The sequence below is a fragment of the Megalodesulfovibrio gigas DSM 1382 = ATCC 19364 genome, from assembly GCF_000468495.1.
Lineage (GTDB): Bacteria > Desulfobacterota > Desulfovibrionia > Desulfovibrionales > Desulfovibrionaceae > Megalodesulfovibrio > Megalodesulfovibrio gigas.
This window is the reverse complement of record NC_022444.1, coordinates 878505-897426: the sequence shown is the minus strand read 5'-3', so window position 1 is coordinate 897426 and position 18922 is coordinate 878505. Positions and strand designations below refer to the sequence as shown.

General features: G+C 66.7%; 17 protein-coding genes. 11 read left to right on the top strand and 6 right to left on the bottom strand.

Going from position 1 to position 18922, the window contains the following annotated elements:
• Positions 1–146 precede the first annotated feature (146 nt).
• Positions 147–620 (top strand): hypothetical protein, encoded by a 474-nt coding sequence (locus DGI_RS03940; RefSeq protein WP_144284106.1) that lies wholly within the window; start codon positions 147–149, stop codon positions 618–620.
• Between the two features lie 107 nt (positions 621–727).
• Here DGI_RS03940 and DGI_RS16880 read toward each other — a convergent pair whose 3' ends face one another.
• The 6 genes from DGI_RS16880 to DGI_RS03910 all read right to left on the bottom strand — a co-directional run bounded on the left by DGI_RS16880 (position 728) and on the right by DGI_RS03910 (position 6488).
• Complete coding sequence (locus DGI_RS16880) at positions 728–1753, bottom strand: sensor domain-containing diguanylate cyclase (RefSeq protein ID WP_021759409.1); 1026 nt, start codon at positions 1751–1753, stop codon at positions 728–730.
• The gene (locus DGI_RS03930; protein ID WP_021759408.1) at positions 1750–2055 is read right to left on the bottom strand and encodes an Hpt domain-containing protein; all 306 of its coding nucleotides are present in this window, start codon (positions 2053–2055) and stop codon (positions 1750–1752) included. Before DGI_RS03930 ends, DGI_RS16880 begins: the two co-directional genes overlap by 4 nt.
• 10 nt (positions 2056–2065) lie before the next feature.
• Positions 2066–2722, bottom strand: a complete 657-nt coding sequence (locus tag DGI_RS03925; protein ID WP_021759407.1) for a putative CheC, inhibitor of MCP methylation — start codon at positions 2720–2722, stop codon at positions 2066–2068.
• Positions 2709–3101, bottom strand: a complete 393-nt coding sequence (locus DGI_RS03920) for a response regulator (RefSeq protein WP_021759406.1) — start codon at positions 3099–3101, stop codon at positions 2709–2711. Before DGI_RS03920 ends, DGI_RS03925 begins: the two co-directional genes overlap by 14 nt.
• Positions 3102–3189: 88 nt before the next feature.
• The gene (locus DGI_RS03915) at positions 3190–4011 is read right to left on the bottom strand and encodes an HAD-IIA family hydrolase (RefSeq protein ID WP_021759405.1); all 822 of its coding nucleotides are present in this window, start codon (positions 4009–4011) and stop codon (positions 3190–3192) included.
• Positions 4012–4037: 26 nt separating this feature from the next.
• Positions 4038–6488, bottom strand: a complete 2451-nt coding sequence (locus tag DGI_RS03910; protein ID WP_202961832.1) for an Orn/Lys/Arg family decarboxylase — start codon at positions 6486–6488, stop codon at positions 4038–4040.
• Positions 6489–6866: 378 nt separating this feature from the next.
• Between DGI_RS03910 and DGI_RS03905 the strand changes: the two genes are divergently transcribed.
• The 10 genes from DGI_RS03905 (at position 6867) to DGI_RS03860 (ending at position 18922) form a co-directional block, all read left to right on the top strand.
• Complete coding sequence (locus tag DGI_RS03905) at positions 6867–11843, top strand: response regulator (protein WP_021759403.1); 4977 nt, start codon at positions 6867–6869, stop codon at positions 11841–11843.
• The gene (locus DGI_RS03900; RefSeq protein ID WP_021759402.1) at positions 11840–12979 is read left to right on the top strand and encodes a response regulator; all 1140 of its coding nucleotides are present in this window, start codon (positions 11840–11842) and stop codon (positions 12977–12979) included. Before DGI_RS03905 ends, DGI_RS03900 begins: the two co-directional genes overlap by 4 nt.
• A 13-nt stretch (positions 12980–12992) precedes the next feature.
• Positions 12993–14111 (top strand): hybrid sensor histidine kinase/response regulator, encoded by a 1119-nt coding sequence (locus tag DGI_RS03895; RefSeq protein ID WP_021759401.1) that lies wholly within the window; start codon positions 12993–12995, stop codon positions 14109–14111.
• A gap of 43 nt (positions 14112–14154) precedes the next feature.
• Positions 14155–15006 carry a ribonuclease H-like domain-containing protein gene (locus DGI_RS03890; protein ID WP_021759400.1) on the top strand — a complete coding sequence of 284 codons (852 nt, stop codon included), beginning with the start codon at positions 14155–14157 and terminating at the stop codon, positions 15004–15006.
• A 96-nt stretch (positions 15007–15102) separates the two neighbouring features.
• Positions 15103–15627: a nitroreductase family protein gene (locus tag DGI_RS03885; protein ID WP_021759399.1), complete on the top strand. Its 525-nt coding sequence runs from the start codon at positions 15103–15105 to the stop codon at positions 15625–15627.
• Between the two features lie 46 nt (positions 15628–15673).
• The gene (locus DGI_RS03880; RefSeq protein ID WP_021759398.1) at positions 15674–16318 is read left to right on the top strand and encodes an MBL fold metallo-hydrolase; all 645 of its coding nucleotides are present in this window, start codon (positions 15674–15676) and stop codon (positions 16316–16318) included.
• 54 nt (positions 16319–16372) lie between these two features.
• Positions 16373–16564 (top strand): hypothetical protein, encoded by a 192-nt coding sequence (locus DGI_RS03875; protein ID WP_021759397.1) that lies wholly within the window; start codon positions 16373–16375, stop codon positions 16562–16564.
• Positions 16565–16573: 9 nt separating this feature from the next.
• Positions 16574–17170 (top strand): flavodoxin family protein, encoded by a 597-nt coding sequence (locus DGI_RS03870; protein WP_021759396.1) that lies wholly within the window; start codon positions 16574–16576, stop codon positions 17168–17170.
• Between the two features lie 5 nt (positions 17171–17175).
• Positions 17176–17934 carry a ComF family protein gene (locus tag DGI_RS03865; RefSeq protein WP_027192774.1) on the top strand — a complete coding sequence of 253 codons (759 nt, stop codon included), beginning with the start codon at positions 17176–17178 and terminating at the stop codon, positions 17932–17934.
• 46 nt (positions 17935–17980) lie between these two features.
• Positions 17981–18922 (top strand): lytic murein transglycosylase, encoded by a 942-nt coding sequence (locus DGI_RS03860; RefSeq protein ID WP_051286175.1) that lies wholly within the window; start codon positions 17981–17983, stop codon positions 18920–18922.

The window sequence follows — 18922 nt, the reverse complement described above, 5'->3', positions numbered from 1 at the left end:
CCCGCCACCACGAGGAAGGCAAGCCATTGCGCGTGGGGGTGTTGACTCCGCCGCGCGTTTTCAGCAGTCTTTTTTGGGCGGTACATCACATGCAACCGGTTGCGGAGTGGCCCATGGCGCAGCAGGGGGGAGGCCCTCGGTCCAGTTTGGACGGATTGGGGACGCAGCTTGGCTTGGCGGTGGCCACCTTGGCGTCCGTGCCCCCGCTGTTCCCGGTGCTTGGCCCGGTATTTTATCTGGCGCTCCTGCTGTACGACATGGGGTGGACAGAGCCGGCCCTCTTGGGCCTGTGCGTGCTGGAGCTGGTGATCGGCTGGCTGGTGGTAGGCTTTGTGGTCCGCCAGCTGCCTGTCGCAGCCTGGGGTGTCGTGATCGCAATCTATTACATGGCGGCATATGCCGTCATGGCGCTGATGCTGCTGACCGGCGAAGGCCTTGTCGCCATGCTGCGTCATCCGGAGCTGATCACGGCCAGGATCCTTCGGATGAACCTGCCCCAGTGGGTTGCCCCCCTGGTCGCAGGGGTGCTGCTGGGCCTTGGCTATATCGGATACAGGGTCGGCCGCCGCATGTCGCGATGGTTCAAACGCTCCCGGCTGTTGGCGCGCATCCTGTCATAGAGTATTTTGATTTTGAAAAAAACATTGCGAGAGGGGAAACCTNCCTTTCTGCAGAAAGGTTTTCCCCCGAGAGTTCTTTTCAAAAATAACGTGCTCCAAGCTCGGCGTCAGGGGATTTCGTCCTCAAGGGGGGTGCACTCCACGCGATTGCGGCCGGAGCGTTTGGCCAGATACAAGGCATTGTCCGCACGCTTCATCAGCACCTGGGCGCCTTCCTGCGAGCTGAGGTCGGAGCCGACGCCGGAGGCGGCCACGCCGGCGCTTATGGTCATGGAGATGGGGCAGGCGTCATGCACCAGGGGCGTGTCCTCCACGGCCTTGCGGACGCGTTCCGCCACCAGGCAGGCTTCTTCCAGGGCCGTTTCCGGCAGCACCACGGCAAACTCCTCCCCGCCCAGGCGGCCCACCAGATCCACTTCGCGCACCTGGCGTCGCAGGGTGTCGGCCAGATGACGCAGGGCCTCGTCGCCCACATCGTGCCCGTGGGTGTCGTTGATGCGTTTGAAGTGGTCCGCGTCCACGGCAATGAGGCTCACGGGGGCGAGGCTGCGGCGGGTGCGGTCCAGTTCGGCCTTGAGCACGGTCAGGATCTTGCGGCGATTGGCCACGCCGGTCAGGTCGTCGGTGGTGGCCAGCAGCCGCAGCCGTTCCTGACTTTCCAGCAGGGAGATTTCCACCTGCTTGCGCAGGGCCAGTTCATTCAGGGCCTGCTCGCGCAGGGCGGCGATTTCTGCAATGCGATGATGGACTTCGGTCATGTCCTGCAGGGTGAGCACGGCCAGGGGCGGGGTATTGGGCTCCAGGCGCAGGCTGCTGGCGATGCAGTGCTGCCGGCGGAAGGAGCCGTCGGGCAGGCGGGCGGGAATGAGGTGGCGGTGCAGATGATAGGAGAAGATGGCCGGCGGGCCGCCCTCGAACAGGGGCTCCAGGCGGGACCGGTACTTGCGGTCATCCAGGGCGGGGAAACGGGCCAGCAGGTTTTCGCCGCGCATGACTTCGGCAGAAATCCCCGTCCACTGCTCCATGCACTTGTTCCAGAGCAGGATGGTGTAGTTGCTATCGAACACCACCACGCCCAGGGGCATGAGATCCAGAATCGGGAAGCAGACTTGCACGCAGATCGGCGTGTTCATGCGGCGTGGATGGCGGCCCGGAGGTGGTCCAGCCGATTGAGCAGCTGCGAGGCGTGGGCCCTGGTGAAGGGCGGGCCGGCAGTCATGAGGACCTCCAGCTCGTCTTCCATGGCATGCGCCGTGGTCGCGGCGAGGGTATTGCCAACGGTGCTGGCATCGCCTTTGACGGTATGCAGGCAGCGATACACACGCTGCAGCAGGGGACGGAACTCGCCGCCCTGTTCAAGATCCAGAATGGCCTGTTCCGCGTGGTCGAGGTGCTCCATGCAGCTCTCCACGAACACGCTGTGGTCAAGGTTCATGTCTCTCGCCTCATGCGTCCGGCATGCCCGCGGCGCGCAGGGTGGCGTCCACCGCCTCCAGCAGCGCGGCGAAGGAGCCTTGCTTGAACACCACCAGCACCGTGCCCTCCACCTCGTGATTCTCCAGGATGAAGCTTGTCCGCGCAATGAGAATGACGGATTCTGCTGTGGACTCGTGCAACAGCAGATCGGCAAAGGGGGTTTCGAAATGGTCCGGGGGCAGATAGGTGAAAGAATCTCCAAGGATATTGGCAATGCTGCCCATCACGGCATTGAGCACCAGATTGCCCACCTCCTGCAAGGTGCCGGCCTGCATGAGGTGCTGTTCCTCGGGGGAGGGTTCGTCGCCAAGCAGGATCTGCACCAGACGGGAGGCTTCCTCGGGGCTGAAGATGAGCACGGCGCTGCCGGTGAACAGCCCGTCGAACCCCAGTTCCACCACCGACACCTGGGCCCGGGAAATGCCATCGGCCTGGGCCAGGGCCTCCGCCACCCGCAGCACATGCACGCGGGGCACGCTCAGCACCACATGGGACTGCGTGAGCTGGTTGATGGCGGCGGCAGCCCGGCCGATGCCCACGTTGATGAGCTCGCGCAGCAGGTCCAGCTGCAGCTCGCTGGCGTGGCAGCACGAGCCGGCGCAGGGGCCGGGATCAGAAAAGGGCATGGTGCAGGAAGTCCTTGAGAGTCTGTTCCGGAAGCGGTTTGTTGAACAGGGTGACAAAGGGATGCCGCTGCACCCGCTGACGGGTGGTGTCCTGGATGTCGGCGGTGATCACCGCCACGGGCGGCACGCGCACTGCGCCGGCCTGTTCAGAAAGTCCGGCCTGCTCAGAAAGTCCGGACAGGGCATCCAGCACTTCAAAGCCTGTCATGTCCGGCATGTTGAGGTCAAGGCATATGGCGTCCGGCGCATGGCGGCGGAACAGCTCCAGACATTCGACGCCAGTCTTGGCTTCCAGCACGTCAATGCCCATGCCCCGCGCCACCTTGGCCAGGGTGAAACGCTGGAACATGGAATCATCGGCAATGAGCAACAATGGCATGGTCCGGCCTCCTCTCGGCAGGCAGACAATCATGAACGCAGCAGCGCCCTCCGGCCCTCTCCGCGAAACACAGCGGGTTCTGCAGGTCCTAGTGGAATTGCCGGGGTCTGTCCAGGGCGGGAAACCCCTGGCGCAGAAAATCCGGCAGCGCCGCTACCGAAGGCAGCACCGTGACTCCCTGGGTCTGCGCCTGGGCCATGTGGGCGGGGGTGCATTTGCCGGTGCCCACCAGACAGCAGGCCAGGCCCGCGTTGGCTGCGCCGGCCACGTCCGTGGAGATGTCGTCGCCCACCATCAGCACCTCGTCTGGCGCAAGGGCCACGGAGTCCAGCGCCGCCTGAAAAAAGGGAATGGTCGGCTTGCCGCAGACGATGGCCGTGCAGCCTGCGGCAGCCTCCAGGGCCGCCACGAACGCGCCCACATCCAGCTGCCTGCGGCCATCGTTGAACCAGAACGGATTGCGGGAGAGCGCCCACAATTCCGCCCCGCGCTGCAGCATCTGAAAGGCCTGGTCCAGGGCGGCGAAGGTGAAGCGCGCGCCAATGTCCCCCAGCACCACAACATGGGGGGCGTGGTCGTCGCGGGGCAGCCCCTCGAAGAGCGGCTCCACGGCGTGGTCCACCAGCAGGTGCACACGGCAGCCCGGCCGCCGGCGCAGGCTCGCGGCGCAGGCGCTGGCGGCGGTGAGCACCTCGCCTGCGTGGGCCTCGATGCCGTGGTCCGTCAGGGCGCGGGCAATGGCAGCGGGCAGCCGGGCGGTGATGTTGGTCAAAAACCGCACGGCCAGCCCGGCCCCGCGCACGGCCGACACGGCCTCTGCGGCGCCTTCCAGGCAGGCGCCGTCATGCAGCAGCGTGCCTTCAATGTCGAAGAACACCGCCCTGGGCGGGACGGCGGCGGGGTCGGGCATGGTTGCCTCCATGGTGCGCGGCGGCCTCAGTTCTTGAGGCAGACCACCTTATACACCCCGTCCTCCACCTCCACGCCGTGAGTGTCGTGGGTGAAGCCGGGGAATTGCCTGTCGAATGCTTCCAGCGCCTTGAGATAGGCCAGGATGGGACCGTCGGCCGGGCCGGCCTGCTCGCCGGGCATGAGCAGGGGGATGCCGGGCGGGTAGGGCACCACCCCGGTGGCGGCCACGCGGCCGGCGAACCGGTCCAGCGTCACGGTCTCCACCTGATTGCGCACCAGACGTTCATAGGCCTGCACCGGGGAATACGTGGGCGTGGGCAGGGTGGAGAAGGCCTTGCCCATGGCCTCGGTGGTGCCCAGGGTGCGCATGGCGTTGCAGATGGCCGTGCCCAGATCCCGCAGGCCGCGCACGCCCATGCGGGCATAGTGTGCGCCGTGGGCCTCGGCCAGGGCCGGCAGCGCCTGACGCAGCGGGGTGTTGGCGTCGTAATGGCGTTTGAATTCGTACAAGGTGTTGATGAGCGTGCCCCATTTGCCCTTGGTCACGCCCATGGAAAAGAGGAACAGCAGGGTGAAGTCCTCGGTCTTCTCCACCACCACGCCCCGGGAATCCAGGAACGCGGCCACGATGCAGGCCGGGATGCCGGCCTGCTCCACGCCTTTGGCTGCGCCCATTGTCGCGCTGCCCCCGGGGCTGAGCAGGGTGACCTTGATGGGGTCCAGCATGCAGTAGTCGTCTTCCAGATCGGCAAAGCCATGCCAGGCCTCGCCGGGGCGCAGCACCCAGCAGGCCGGGTCTTCGGCCAGCAGCTCGGGCGGGGCGTCCTTGAAGGCCATGGCCTTGCCCGTGGCGGGATCGCGGACCTCGTCCGGCTGCCAGGGGGCGAAGAACCAGTCGCCTGCGGCAGCGTGTTTGGCATGCAGGCCGGCCACGGTCTGGCGGAAGTCCACGGCCTCGCGGATGGATTCCGAGGTCAGGGCCAGGCCGCCGGGACCATCCATCATGGCCGCGGAGACGTCCAGGGAGGCGATGAGCGGGTACAGCGGCGAGGTGGAGGCGTGCATCATGAACGATTCGTTGAACCGCGCGTGTTCGATGGGCGCGCGGCCGTCGCGGACATGGATCATGGACGCCTGGGACAACGCCGCCAGCAGCTTGTGCGTGGACTGGGTGGCGAAGACGGTGGGCCGGTCCGCGGTGTGGCCGGAGGGCTCGCCGTGCATGGCGAAGCGCTCCCGGTACATGGGATGGAACCGGGCGTAGCCGTACCAGGCTTCGTCAAAGTGCAATCGGTCCACGGTCTGGCCCAGCAGGGCTTCCACCCGGGACACGTTGTAGCACAGGCCATCGTAGGTGGAATTGGTGATGATGGCATGCACCGGCGCGGGGTCCACGCCTTTGCGGACCATGGGATTCGCGGCCACGGCGGCGCGCAGGGCGTCCTTGGTCAGCCGTTTTGGCGGGATGGGGCCGATGATGCCCAGCCCGTTGCGCGTGGGCACCAGGTACGTGGGGATTGCGCCAGACATGGTCATGGCGTGTTCCACGGACTTGTGGCAGTTGCGGTCGCACAGGGCCACCTGGTCCCGGGTGACGCTGGCCATGAGGATGACGCGGTTGGAGGTGGAGGAACCGTTGGTGACAAAGTACGTGCGGTGCGCGCCGAACACGCGGGCGGCGTTCTGCTCGCCCTCGCCGATGGGGCCGGAATGGTCCAGCAGGGAGCCCAATTCATCCACGGAGATGGACAGATCCGACCGCAGCAGGCTCTCGCCGAAAAATTCAAAATAGGCGCGGCCGGCCGGGGATTTGAGAAAGGCCGTGCCGCCGGTGTGGCCCGGCGTGTGCCAGGAGTATTCATGGGCCTGGGAGAATTCCACCAGCGCCTTGAACATGGGCGGCAGCACCCCGGCACGGTAGCGCAGGATGGCGGCCACCACCCGGCCGCCGATGAAGCCGGTGGTGTCCTCCAGCATGGCGATGAAGCCGTCGGTGCGGGCCAGGGCCTCGCCGGGAATGGTCCGGGCCGAGGCCTGGTCCGTCAGCAGAAAGATGGGCCGGTCCAGGTTTCTGGCGCGCACGGCGTCCAGCACGTCGGTGGCGTGGCCGGCATCGCCGGCGAGGTCCCAATCCACCAGCACGCAGTCAATGGCCGGGTTGGCGGCCAGTTCGGCAATGGCGTCCCGGGCGCGCAGGGCCTGCAGCACGCGCACGTCGCGGCGGGTGAGCTCCTGCACCAGCGCCCGGGTGGCGCGGCCCCAGGGGGTGTCCGCGCGCAGTTCGTCGTCCACCAGCAGGGCGCGCATGGGCAGCCGGCCCGTGGCGGCGGCATCGGGCAGGGCTTCTTCGCAGCATCGGTTGCGGCCCTGGGCATTGGCCTGGGCCGCGGGGCCGCCAAGGGTGGACAGGGCCGGTTCGGCGGCGATGGTCAGTGCTCCGGCACCGGCAACGCTGATGAACGTGCGACGTTTCATGAGACCCCCCTTTCGGGAGTTGAAGTGACGGGCGCGGCCGCATCGGGCCGAACATCATGTCGAACATCATGCCGACAGGCGGCGAATCGATCAGGCGTCATGGATTCCCCTTACCTTGACGGGGGCATCTGCTCAAGCGGGATTTGATTGTCGCCGACTGCGTGTTGCCGCGGCGCGCATCGGTTGTGGACCCGGCACCCGATGTGAATCTGGCGGGCGTGGCGTTGTGGTCGCAAAAAAATCATTTTCTGTTGCGCGCAGAAAGAACACCTGATACATTCTCGTAAAGTCATTAAATAGCAATGGGATGGCCGTTTGCAGGCCTTCCTGCCACGCCGTAATGCAACATGACGGCATGATGCCGCCCAGGAAGGCCATGTGAGCACCTCTCGAATGTTGCCTGCCGTGCGACTGGCGCTGTACCTTGCCCTCTGCCTCGCCATTGCCCTGGCTGCGGCGGCGGCCGGGCTGTTTTTCGTCAAACAACTGGACCACCAGCAGCGCCGGGATGCCCTGGCCAAGGACGCGGCCAAGCTCGGCGCGGATCTGGCTGCCGAGACTGTGGACAGCCAGATCATGGGCGCGACCATCCTGCTGGGGCTCATTCAGCCGACGCTCAAGCTGGCCGTGTCCGGCAGCCCCTTGACGGAAAGCGACATTGACGAAATCCACGCCCTGCTGCGGCCCTTCCGCAAGCAGTTCGGGGCCGTGGGAGCCTACCTCGCCGGCGCGGATGGCAGGCTGCTGTTCCACGATACGGAAGGCAAGAGTTCCGTCGGCGTCGATGTCCGCTTTCGCCCGTATTTTCAGCAGGCCATGGCCGGGCAGTACAACGTGTACGCCGCTGTGGGCAGCAATTCCGAGGAACGCGGCCTGTATTACGCCGCGCCCATCCATGCCGGGTCCTCGCGCGAGACGCGGGTGGTGGGCGTGGTGGTGGCCAAGACGCTGTGCGATCCCCTGGATGCCCTGCTGGTCAGGCCGGGGAGGGAGGCGGTGCTGCTGTCGCCCCAGGGGGTGGTGTTCGCCGCGAGCCGGCAGGACTGGCTGTTCCGGATGGCCCCCCCGGTCACGGGCGAGCGCGTGGCCGCGGTGCAGGCGACCCGCCAGTTCGGCAACCGGTTCAGCGTGACGCCGCCGGAGCCGCTGGCGTTTGATCCGGCGCTTCCCGATGCACTCCTGCAAGGGGTGGAGTACGGGGTGACGGCATTGCCCCTGGACTGGATCGAGGCCGAAGGCGCCTGGAGTCTGGCCGTGCTGGAAGACAAGGCCCTGTGGTTCCCCCAGGCGCGCCGGAACGCCGTGGGCTTTGGCGTCGGGGGCGTGGCCCTGCTGCTGAGCCTTATGGGCGTCATGCAACTGGAGAATCGTCGCCGGCTCCAGGCCTCGGCGGAGCACTTCCGCACCCTGGGCGTGGCGCTGGAGGTCAGCCCGTTGGCGGTGATCTTCACCGATGCGCAAGCCGCCATCCGATGGGTCAATCCGGAATTCGAACGCGCCACCCAGTATGCCAAAAGCGAGATCCGCGGGCGCAATCCCAAGGTGCTTTCCAGCGGGCACAATCCGCCGGAGGCGTACCAGTCCTTGTGGGCGGCGCTGTCGGCGGGCAGGGCCTGGAGCGGGGAATTCATCAATCGCCGCAAGGACGGGCAGGTGTACCATGTCCGGGCGTCCATCTCCCCGGTGCACGATGCCCGGGGCCGCCTGCTGGGCTATGTGGGCCTGCAGGAAGACATCACCGAATACAAGAAGCTCATGGCCCGGCTGGAATCGCAGCTGTGGCTGAACAAGGGACTCAACGCGTTTGCCGAGGCCATCAAGGACCAACTGGCTCCGGCGGAACTCGGACGCATTGCCCTGGGCGAGATCGCGCGGCTGCTCTCCCTGCCCTATGGGGCGGTGCATGCCCGGGGTGAGGACGGCGCGCCGGAGCTGCTGGCCCGTTTCGGCGGGCAGTGGACCGAGGATGCCGCCCCCCCAGGCAATCAGGGCCTGGTGCGCAGCGTGTTGCAGGACGGCAGGGCCTTTTCCCTGCGCGGCCTGTCCGGAGACGTGTTCACCGCCCTGGCCGGGGGCGTGGCGGCGCTGCGGGAAATCCGTCTGCTGCCCCTGGGGGAAGAGCAGGCCGCTGTCGGCGTGCTGGAAGCCGGGCTCTTGCGGGAGTTGACCGAGGAGGAGGAGCGCTTCCTGGAAAAGGTCTGCGCCGATCTGGCCATCGCCCTCAAAATGGCCCTGGACATGCGCGGACGTCAGCGCATGGAGCGGCGGTTGCAGCACGTCAATTTCATGTCCGACAAGGCCCTGGAGCTGACCCGCGCCGGCTACTGGCGGGTGCCCCTGGACGGCCAGGACTGGTATTACTCCTCGGAACGGGCCGCGGAAATCCTCGGCGATCCGCCCCGGCCGCCGCACTGGCGCTATCGCATTGAGGAAGAATGGCTGGCCAACATGCAGGCCGCCGACCCGGACGCCGCCGCAACCACCCGGGAGCGCTTCCGGCGCGTGCTTGCCGGCGAGGACGAACGCTTCGATACCGTCTATGCCTACAAACGCCCTGCGGACGGCCGGGTGGTCTGGATCCGCGCCCTGGCCGTGCCCGTGGCCACGGAAGACGGCGCCGGCCGGGAACTGTACGGCGTTACCCAGGACATCACGGCCCAGGTGTTGGCCGAACAGGCCCTGGCCGACCAGTCTGCCTTCCAGGGCGTCCTGCTGGACACCATCCCCAACCCCATCTTCTACAAAGGGCCGGACACGCGCTTCCTGGGCTTCAACCGCGCCTACGAAGAGACCTTTGCCGTGCGCCGCGAGGAGCTCATCGGCAAGCGCGTGCTGGACCTGGATTACCTGCCCCTGGAAGACCGCCTCGCCTACCAGCAGGAAGACGAGACGACCATTGCCGCCGGCGGCACCGTGCGCAAGGAGATGCGCATGCCCTTTGCCGACGGGCAGGAGCACGAAACCCTGTATTACATCACCGGCTTCCGCAAGGCAGACGGCTCCCCCGGCGGGCTCATCGGCACCTTTGTGGACATCACGGAGCAAAAGCTGGCCGCCAAGGAGCTGGCCGCGGCCAAGGAGGTGGCGGAAGCGGCCACCCTGCTCAAGTCCGAATTCCTGGCCAACATGAGCCACGAAATCCGCACGCCCATGAACGCCATCATCGGGCTGGCCCATCTGGCCCTCAAAACCCAGCTCAGCCCCCGCCAGCAGGACTACCTGCGCAAGATCCAGCAATCCGGCCAGCATCTGTTGGGCATCATCAACGACATCCTGGACTTCTCCAAAATCGAGGCCGGCCGCCTCTCGGTGGAGTTCACGGATTTTGAGCTCTCCTCGGTGCTGGAGAACGTGGCCAATCTCATCCGCGAGAAGGCCGACGCCAAGGGCCTGGAGCTGATTTTCGACATTGCCCCGGACATTCCGGACAACCTCGTGGGCGATCCGTTGCGCGTGGGGCAGGTGCTCATCAACTATGCCAACAACGCCGTGAAGTTCACGGAGCGCGGGGAAATCAGCATCCATGTGCGCAAGGAGGACGAGACCGCCGGGGACGTGCTGCTGCGCTTTGACGTGCGCGACACCGGCATCGGCCTGACGCCGGAACAGCAGGGCCGCCTGTTCCAGCATTTCACCCAGGCGGATGTGGCCACCAGCCGCAAATATGGCGGCACCGGCCTGGGGCTGGTCATCTCCCGGCGCATTGCCGAGCTCATGCAGGGGCAGGTGGGGGTGGAATCGACTCTGGGCAAGGGCTCCATGTTCTGGTTCACGGCCCGGCTGGGCAAGAGCACGCGCACCCCACGGGCCCTGGTGCCCCAGCCGGATCTGCGCGGCCGGCGCATGCTGGTGGTGGACGACAACGAGAACGCCCGCACCGTCATTGCAGACATGCTGGCGACCATGAGCTTTGTGGTGGATACGGCAGCCTCGGCCCGGGAGGGCATCCGCATGGTGCAGGCCGGCGATCAGGACGGCATGCCGTACGACATGGTCTTTCTCGACTGGCAGATGCCCGGCATGGACGGCTTGGAAGCTGCGTCCCGCATCCGGGCCCTGCGCCTTGCCCGGCCGCCACGGTTGCTCATGATCACCGCCTTCGGTCGCGAGGACGTGCTCAAGGTCGCCGGCGAGGCGCACTTTGAAGCCGTGCTCATCAAGCCCGTCACGTCGTCCCTGCTGTTCGACACGGTCATTCGGGCCTTGCAGCCGGAGCAGGACGAGGACGTCGGCGACAGCGCCCCCCTGCCTGCGGCCTTCCCGTTCCTGCAGGGGATCCAGGGCGCGCGTCTGCTGCTTGCGGAAGACAACGACCTCAACCAGCAGGTGGCCGTGGAGCTGCTGCAGGATGCCGGGTTTGTGGTGGAGGTGGCCGAAGACGGTCGTCAGGCCTTGGATCTGGTGCAGCAGCGCTCCTACGATGCCGTGCTCATGGATATGCAGATGCCGGTCATGGACGGCGTGGCCGCCACACGGGCCATCCGGGAACTGCCGCAGCATGCGGCCCTGCCCGTCATCGCCATGACTGCCAACGCCATGCAGCAGGACAAGGATGCCTGCCTCGCCGCCGGCATGAACGATCATGTGGCCAAACCCATCGACCCCGAAGCCCTGTTCAGGACCCTGGCCCGGTGGATTGTGCCGGGCGACAGGCCCCGTGCCGCATCGCCGATGGCGACGGCTCCTGCGCTCCAGGGCACTCCTGTCCAGGGAGGCGACAAGGCCGACCTGCCGCCGGAGATCCCCGGCCTGGACATGGCCGGCGGCCTTTCCCGCGTGGCCGGCAACCGGCGGCTGTACCGGTCCCTGCTCCTGAAGATGCGCCGCGAATACCCGCAGACGCCGGAGCAGCTCCGCACGCTGCTGGCCGCCGGAGAGCACAAACAGGCTGAAATTCTTGCCCATTCCGTCAAGGGCGCAGCAGGCAGCGTGGGTGCCCGGGAGCTGCAGGAAGCCGCCGGGCTGTTGGAGATGGCCCTGCGGACCGAAGACGTTGCCGCCGTGCCTGCCTGCCTGGACGCCTTCGAAAAGACCGTGGCCCTGTTTCTGAATGCGCTGGTGATCCTGGGCGAGGAGGATGTGCCAGAATCTGCCGCCGTGGCGGCCGCCGCGCCGGGAGGGGGCATTGCCGCAATGCCCGACGCATGGCGCGAGGTCCTGACCATCCTGCAGACCGAGCTGCACGGCCGCAAACCCAAATCGAGCAAGGAGGCCCTGCAGCAGGCCCTGGCCCTGGCCTGGCCGGAAACCGCGGGCCGCACCCTTGACGAGGTGGCCGCCCTGGTTGGAAAATACAAGTTCAAGGAAGCCCAGGAGCTCGTGGCCGGCATGCTCGCCACGTCGGGAGATGCATGAAAACCCTTGCCGAATGCCTTGTGCTCATCGTCGATGACACGGAAACCAATGTGGATATCCTCGTCGAAGCCCTCGGCGAGGAATACGGCGTGGCCGTGGCCATGGACGGCGACACCGCCCTGGAGTTCACCGCGGCCCAGCATCCGGACATCGTCCTGCTCGACATCATGATGCCCGGCATGGACGGCTACGAAGTCTGCCGCCGCCTGAAGGCAGACCCGGCCACGGCTGCCATCCCCGTGATCTTCCTCACGGCCATGGGCGAGGTGGAGCACAAGATCAAAGGCTTCGAGCTCGGCGCGGCGGATTACGTCACCAAGCCCTTCGAGGTGCGGGAGATCAAGGCCCGGGTCCGCACGCATCTGTCCCTGCTGCTGGCCCAGATGGAGCTTGCCCGGCAGCGCGAGGCCCTGGAAGCGGCGGTTCGGGAACGCAGCCGCAGCCTTGCCCAGGTGCAGGAAGTGATCCTCGACGCCATGGCCTGCCTGGCGGAGTTCCGGAACCCCGACGCCGGCGGCCACCTGCAGCGCATGCGGCGCTATGTGCTGCTGCTGGCCCGGCATCTTCAGACGCACCCACGGTTTGCCGCCACCCTCACGGACGCGTACATCGAGGCGCTGCATGCCGGCGCAGCCCTGCACGATCTGGGCGCGGCCGGCATCCCGGACACTATCCTGCTCAAGCCCGGCACACTCACGGTCGAGGAGTTCGAGGTCATGAAGCGGCATGCCGTCATGGGCCGCGAGGCCATTCGCTGCGCCTCCAGGCGTCTGGGCAGCAACGCCGTGCTGGATCTGGCCCAGGAAATCGCCGCTTCGCACCAGGAACGCTGGGATGGCAGCGGGTATCCCCAGGGGCTCAAGGCCGAGACCATTCCCGTTTGCGGCAGGATCGTGGCCGTTGCCGACGTCTATGATGCCCTTGTCAGCCGGCGGCCCCACAGGCCGCCCAACACCCATGCCGACGCCGTGGGCATCATCCTGAATGGGCGCGGCGTGCTGTTTGATCCGGATGTGGTAGATGCCTTCGCAGCATTGCAGGAGGCGTTCCGGCACATCGCCCTTCAGGGCGCGGAAGGCGCGGAAGACCAAGACGGGCGGGAGGCTCTGGCCGTCCCCCACGAACGCAAGGAATAAGGCGGAAATTCGCGTGCACGCACAGCCCAGGCAGACCATTCTCATTGTGGATGATGTGGAAACCAATCTTGACACCCTGGTGGAAACCCTGGGCGACGAGTACGATGTGTCCGTGGTCATGGACGGCCCCTCGGCCCTGCAGTTTGTCCAAAGCCAGCCGCCGGATCTGATCCTGCTGGACATCCTCATGCCGGACATGGACGGCTATGAGGTTTGCCGCCTGCTCAAGGCCGATCCCGCCACCGCAGACATTCCCATCATCTTCCTCACCGCGCTGACAGAGCTGGAAGACAAGATTTCCGGCTTCACCCTGGGCGCGGTGGACTACATCACCAAGCCCTTTGAATTTCTGGAAGTCAAGGCCCGGGTGGGCACGCATCTCAAGCTCAAGCAGGCCCTGGAGCGCCTGGAGCGGCAGAATCTGGAGCTGCAGGCCGCGGCCCGGCTGCACGAGGACATGGAGCGCATCACCCATCACGATCTCAAGGGGCCTCTCAATGCCATCCTGTCCTTTCCCGAGGTCATCCGGGAAAGCGGCTACCTCAACGAGGAGCAGCGGGATTTCCTGCGGGCCATTGAGCAGTCCGGCGTCCGCATGCTCGACATCATCAACCTCTCCCTGAGTCTGTACAAGATGGAGATGGGCACCTACGAGCTCAAGCCGGACGCCCTGGACCTGCTGCGCGCCTTGCGCAAGGTGGCCCGGGAACTCAACAGCCTGTGCGAGGCCAAGAATATCCATCTGGAGTGCCTGTTGGAAGGCCGGCTCGTGGGGCCCAGGGACGAGCTGTATGTCATGGGCGATTCCCTGCTCTGCAGCTCCATGCTTTCCAATCTGCTCAAAAACGCCATCGAGCATTCCCCCGTGGGCGCCACGGTGCAGGTGGCCCTGCATCGCAGCCGGGTGTGCGAGGTGCGCATCTGCAACCAGGGGGAGACCTCCCCGGAGATCCGCGAGCGGTTTTTCGAGAAATACGTCACCTACGGCAAGGCCGGCGGCACGGGCCTGGGCACCTATTCGGCCCGGCTCCTGGCCCGGGCCATGTGTGGCGACCTGGAGTTGGACGCCTCCGTGCCGGGAGAAACCACCGTCGTGGCCCGATTGCCCCTGCCGGCCGTCACCGCACCCTGAATCGCCGGTTGCCTGCATCCCCCGGGCCGGGTATGCTGGGGGGATGCTCCATCGTACCTTCTGTCATGCCCCCGGCGTGGGGCCGTCCCTGGAAGCCAGACTCTGGGCCGCCGGATTTCATGATTGGGATGCCGTGCTGGCCGTCTCCCCGGCCGATCTTCCCGTGCCCCCGGCCCGCCGCGGCCTGCTGCGCCAGACCGTGGAGGAATCGCGGGAACGCCTGGCCGCCGGCACCATGGAAGATGTCGCCTGGTTTGCCGCCCGGCTGCCGGCCCGGGAAGCCTGGCGATTGTGGTCCTCCTTCCGGGATCAGGCCGCCTACGTGGACATTGAAACCACGGGCCTGGGCATCGGGGAAGACCACATCACCACCATCGCCTGCCAGGACGCCACGGGCCTGCGCACCTTTGTGCACGGGCAGACCCTGGACGATTTCCGCTCCGCCCTGGACCACTGCCGCCTGCTGGTGACCTTCAATGGCAAGTGCTTCGATGCGCCGTGCATCGAGCGGCAGTTGGACATGCCCCTGCCCATGGCCCACCTGGATCTGCGCTATCCCCTCAAAAAGGCCGGCCTGCGCGGCGGGCTGAAGGTCATCGAAAAGACCCTGGGCCTGGACCGCGGCGAGCTGGACGGCGTGGACGGCTTCGCCGCCGTGCTCCTCTGGCAGGGCTACCGCGCCACCGGCGATGCCCGCTGGCTGGAGACGCTGCTTTCCTACAACGCCGCAGACGTGCTGTCCCTGGAACGGCTTTCGGCCCGCACCCACAACCTGCTGGTGGAGGGCACGCCCTTTGACCTGCTGGAACAGCTCCCCGAACCCATGCCCCCGGCCAACCCCATTCCCGCGCATCAGGACATCGTGCGCGAGGTGCTCCGCCGCATGGGCAAGTGAACAGCCCCGGCCTGCGTTGGGACGGATGATTGCCATGCGGCCGGGGTTGCGGTACCCGACACGGAACAGCAACCACGACGTGTCAGGGAGTCCGCCATGATCGACTTCACCGCCCATCCCGTGCTCGCGGCCCTCAAAGCCCGCCGCAGCATCCGCGCCTTCACCGACGAGCCCGTCAGCCGCGAGGAGATCGAAACCATCCTGGAAGCCGGTCGCTGGGCCCCAAGCGGGCGCAACAACCAGCCGTGGCGGTTCCTGGTGGTCCAGACCGGTGATCCGCGCAAGGTGGCCCTGGAATCCTGCACGCAGTACGATCACCTGATCCGCGATTGCCGGGCCTGCATCTGCGTCTTTCTGGAAAAGTCGAAAAAATACAGCGATATGAAAGACTATCAGGGCGCTGGCGCCTGCATTCAGAACATGCTGCTGGCCGTGCACGCCCTGGGATTGGGTGCGGTCTGGATCGGGCAGATCGTCAACGAGCCCGAGCCGGTGTTCAAGGCCCTGGGCCTGGACGGCGGCATCTATGAACTCATGGCCGTGGTGGCTGTGGGCCGGCCGGACGAAACGCCGTCATCCCGTCGGCTGCCCCTGGACACCCTGTGCATTGAGCCGTTCTAACAACACGCCCTGACAACCAGTTCTTCGCCGGACGAGAGAGGATCGAATGGATTTGCATGTGTTCCCCATGGGCCCGCTGGAGGTCAATTGTTATCTGCTCCTGGGCCAGGCCAGCACCGAGGCAGGGGGCGGCCTGGAGGCCGTGGCCGTGGACCCTGGCGGCAATCCGCGCAAGGCGCTGGACCTGCTGCAGAAGACTGGCGCCCGCCTCACGCATGTGCTGTGCACGCACCTGCATTTCGACCACATCGGCGGCGTGCGCGCCCTTGTGGAGGCCACTGGGGCTACGGCCTGCGCCAGCCCGCAGGACGCCTACCTGCTGGAATCCGAACTGGGCCGCGGCGGTTTCATGGGCCTGCCGGAGATCGAGCTGTTCGACGTCACGCCGCTGACGCCGGGGGAATACGTCTTCGCCGGGCAACCGTGTCGGGTGCTGGCCACGCCGGGGCATTCGCCGGGCAGCCTGTCCTTTTATTTCCCCGCCATCGGCCGCGTGTTCGTGGGCGATCTGCTCTTCAACCGCTCCGTGGGTCGCACGGACTTCCCCGGCGGGGACTTCGCCACGCTGGTGCGGTCCATCAAGGAGCAGATTTTCACCCTGCCGGGCGCAACCATCGTCCACAGCGGGCACGGCGAGTCCACCACGGTGGACAACGAGCGCACGCACAATCCGTATCTGAGTGAGTTTTAGGGGGATCGCATGGACTGCTTCCAGGTGGATCTGCTGGACAAATGTTGACGGCTGGTGCTGGAGATCGGGTGGTATCTCCGTCACACCAACGCATCGTGCGTGGACGTGCAGGTGCAGGCGCGGCACCGCGAGGAATGCTATGAGGTGCTGCATCTGGAGCCGGGCTGGCGGGTGGAGGCGGGGGACGCCGCCGACCTCCCGCCGGGGGCGGCGCGGTTCATCTACCGGCGTATTCGTGCCGGCTGAGGGGGGACTATGACCGAACGCGCCGTGGTGGGCTATGCATGCAGCCCGCGGCCCAAGGGCAACAGTGATGCTGCCCTGGCCTTGCTGCTGGCGGAACTGGCCGCGGCCGGCGTGGCCACGGAGCGCCTGGCCCTGCGCAACGCCTGCGTGTTGCCCTGCCTGGGCTGCCAGCGCTGCGCCCTGCCGCCGGGGGGCAACTGCGTGCAGGCTCCCAAGGATCAGACCACCCTGCTGTTCGCCCCGTTGCTCACGGCTCCGGCCGTCTGTTTCGCTGCGCCCATTTACTTTTATCATCTGCCGTCGGGCTTCAAGGCCTTCATCGACCGCGCCCAGAGCTACTACGCCCGCAGGGAGCGCCGGGACCCTGCCATGCTCGCCCTGCCGCCGCGCAAGGCGTATGTGGTCCTGGTGGCCGGCCGGGCCAGGGGAGAGCGGTTGTTCGAGGGGGCGCTGCGCACCCTCAAGTATTTTCTGGAGCCCTTCAACATCACCCTGGCCGACCCCTGCCTCCTGCGCGGGGTGGACCAGCCCGGCGACCTCGCCCGGCTGGCTGCGGACGACGTGACGACCTATGCGCGCGCCGCGGCCGCGGCCATGCGCCCGTAGCCGCCATGGCCGTGCTGCAGGCCGTTCGCGCCATCGCCTCGCAGTTGGGCATTGCGCCCGGCCGCTGTCGGCTGTGTCTGCAGCATCAGGCCGCGACGTCCCTGGGACTGTGCGCCGGCTGCGCCCAGACCCTTGCGCCGCGTCCGGGCGGCTATTGCAGCCGCTGCGGGGAACTGTTCGAACGGGAAGACGATCCCCCGCGTCTGTGCGGCACATGCCGGCTGCAGCCGCCGCCCTTTTCCGGCGTGTTTTTGTACGCCGCATATGAAGGCGCATTGCAAGAAGCGATCATCCAGTATAAATATCACGGCAGGCATGCTGTGGAGCGGGTGCTGCAAGGACTGCTGCTGCAGGCCTACGCCGGCGGGTGCGCGCGGACGACGCAAGCTGCGGCATCGGCGACACTGCCGGGGCATGACTGTGTGGTGCCCCTGCCCCTGCATCCTGCCCGGCTCAGGGAACGCGGCTTCAACCAGAGTCTCGAACTGGCCCGGCCCCTGGCGGCGATGCACCGCCTGCCCCTGCTGGCCCAGGGCCTTGCCCGATCCAGGCGCACGGCGCCCCAGGCCGGATTTTCCCGGGCCGAGCGGCGCGAGAACGTCCGGGATGCGTTCGTTGCCCCGCGTCCGGCGCTGCTGGCCGGCCGGCGCGTGCTGCTGGTGGATGATGTGATGACCACCGGCGCCACGGCCGGGGCTGCCGCCCTGGCCTGCCTGCAGGCCGGCGCTGTGCGGGTGGATTGCTGCGTGCTGGCCAGGGCGTGACGCTCGTCGCGCGTGTCGGGTGAACATCGTACAGGAGTGCAGACGGATGCCGACCTCGTTTTTCAGGAAGCTGGCGCTCGCCGTGCTGCTCGCCGTGCTGGCCTGCTCCCAGGTCCGGCCGGCCCTGGCCGCCACCGGCGGCGGCGCCGTGGGCATGGACCCCATCTGGAAGCCCCTCATCAGGCAGCTTGTGGACGACGGGTTCGATGCCCACGAGGTCCAGCGCATGTTCAGCACCCCGGGCCTGGTCTACGGTCCGGAATTCATGGGCAAGAAGATGCGGGCCCTGTACGCCTCCAGATATTCCCCGCCCCAGCCCGCCCCCAAGGCCCAGCTTGACCCCCGCCGCCGCAAGCGCAGCATCTACGATGCGCACATCCCGCCGGAACGCCTGGCCAAGGTGCGCTACCTGTACTGGGAGAACCAGGACGTGCTGGACCGCGTGGAGCGCGAATACGGCGTGCCGCGGCAGGTGGTCCTGGCGTTCATGGTCATCGAAACCCGCGTGGGCGACTACCTGGGCGAGCAGAAGGCCTTCCGCTCCCTGGCCAGCATGGCCGCCACCCGCACCTATGGCGCGGTGGCCTCGCATTTCAGGCAGTTCCAGATCACGGACCCGCAGCGGCAATGGGTGGAACAGCGCATGAACGAAAAGGCCAACTGGGCCTATACCCAGCTCAAGGCCCTCATTCAGTACGCTGCCGCCAACCGCATGGACCCCGTGCGCATCCCCGGCTCCATCTACGGCGCCTTCGGCCTGTGCCAGTTCATCCCCACCAGCGCCCTGGAGCGCGGCAAGGACGGCGACGGCGACGGCATGGTCAATCTCTTTGTCCCGGCGGACGCCATCATGAGCGTCGGGCATTTCCTGCGCGTGGTGGGCTGGAAGCCCGGACTGTCCAGGGCCGGAAAACTCGCCGTCATCAAGCGCTACAATCAGGACGATGCCTATGCCCGCATGGTTCTGGAGATTGCCGCCCGGCTCTGA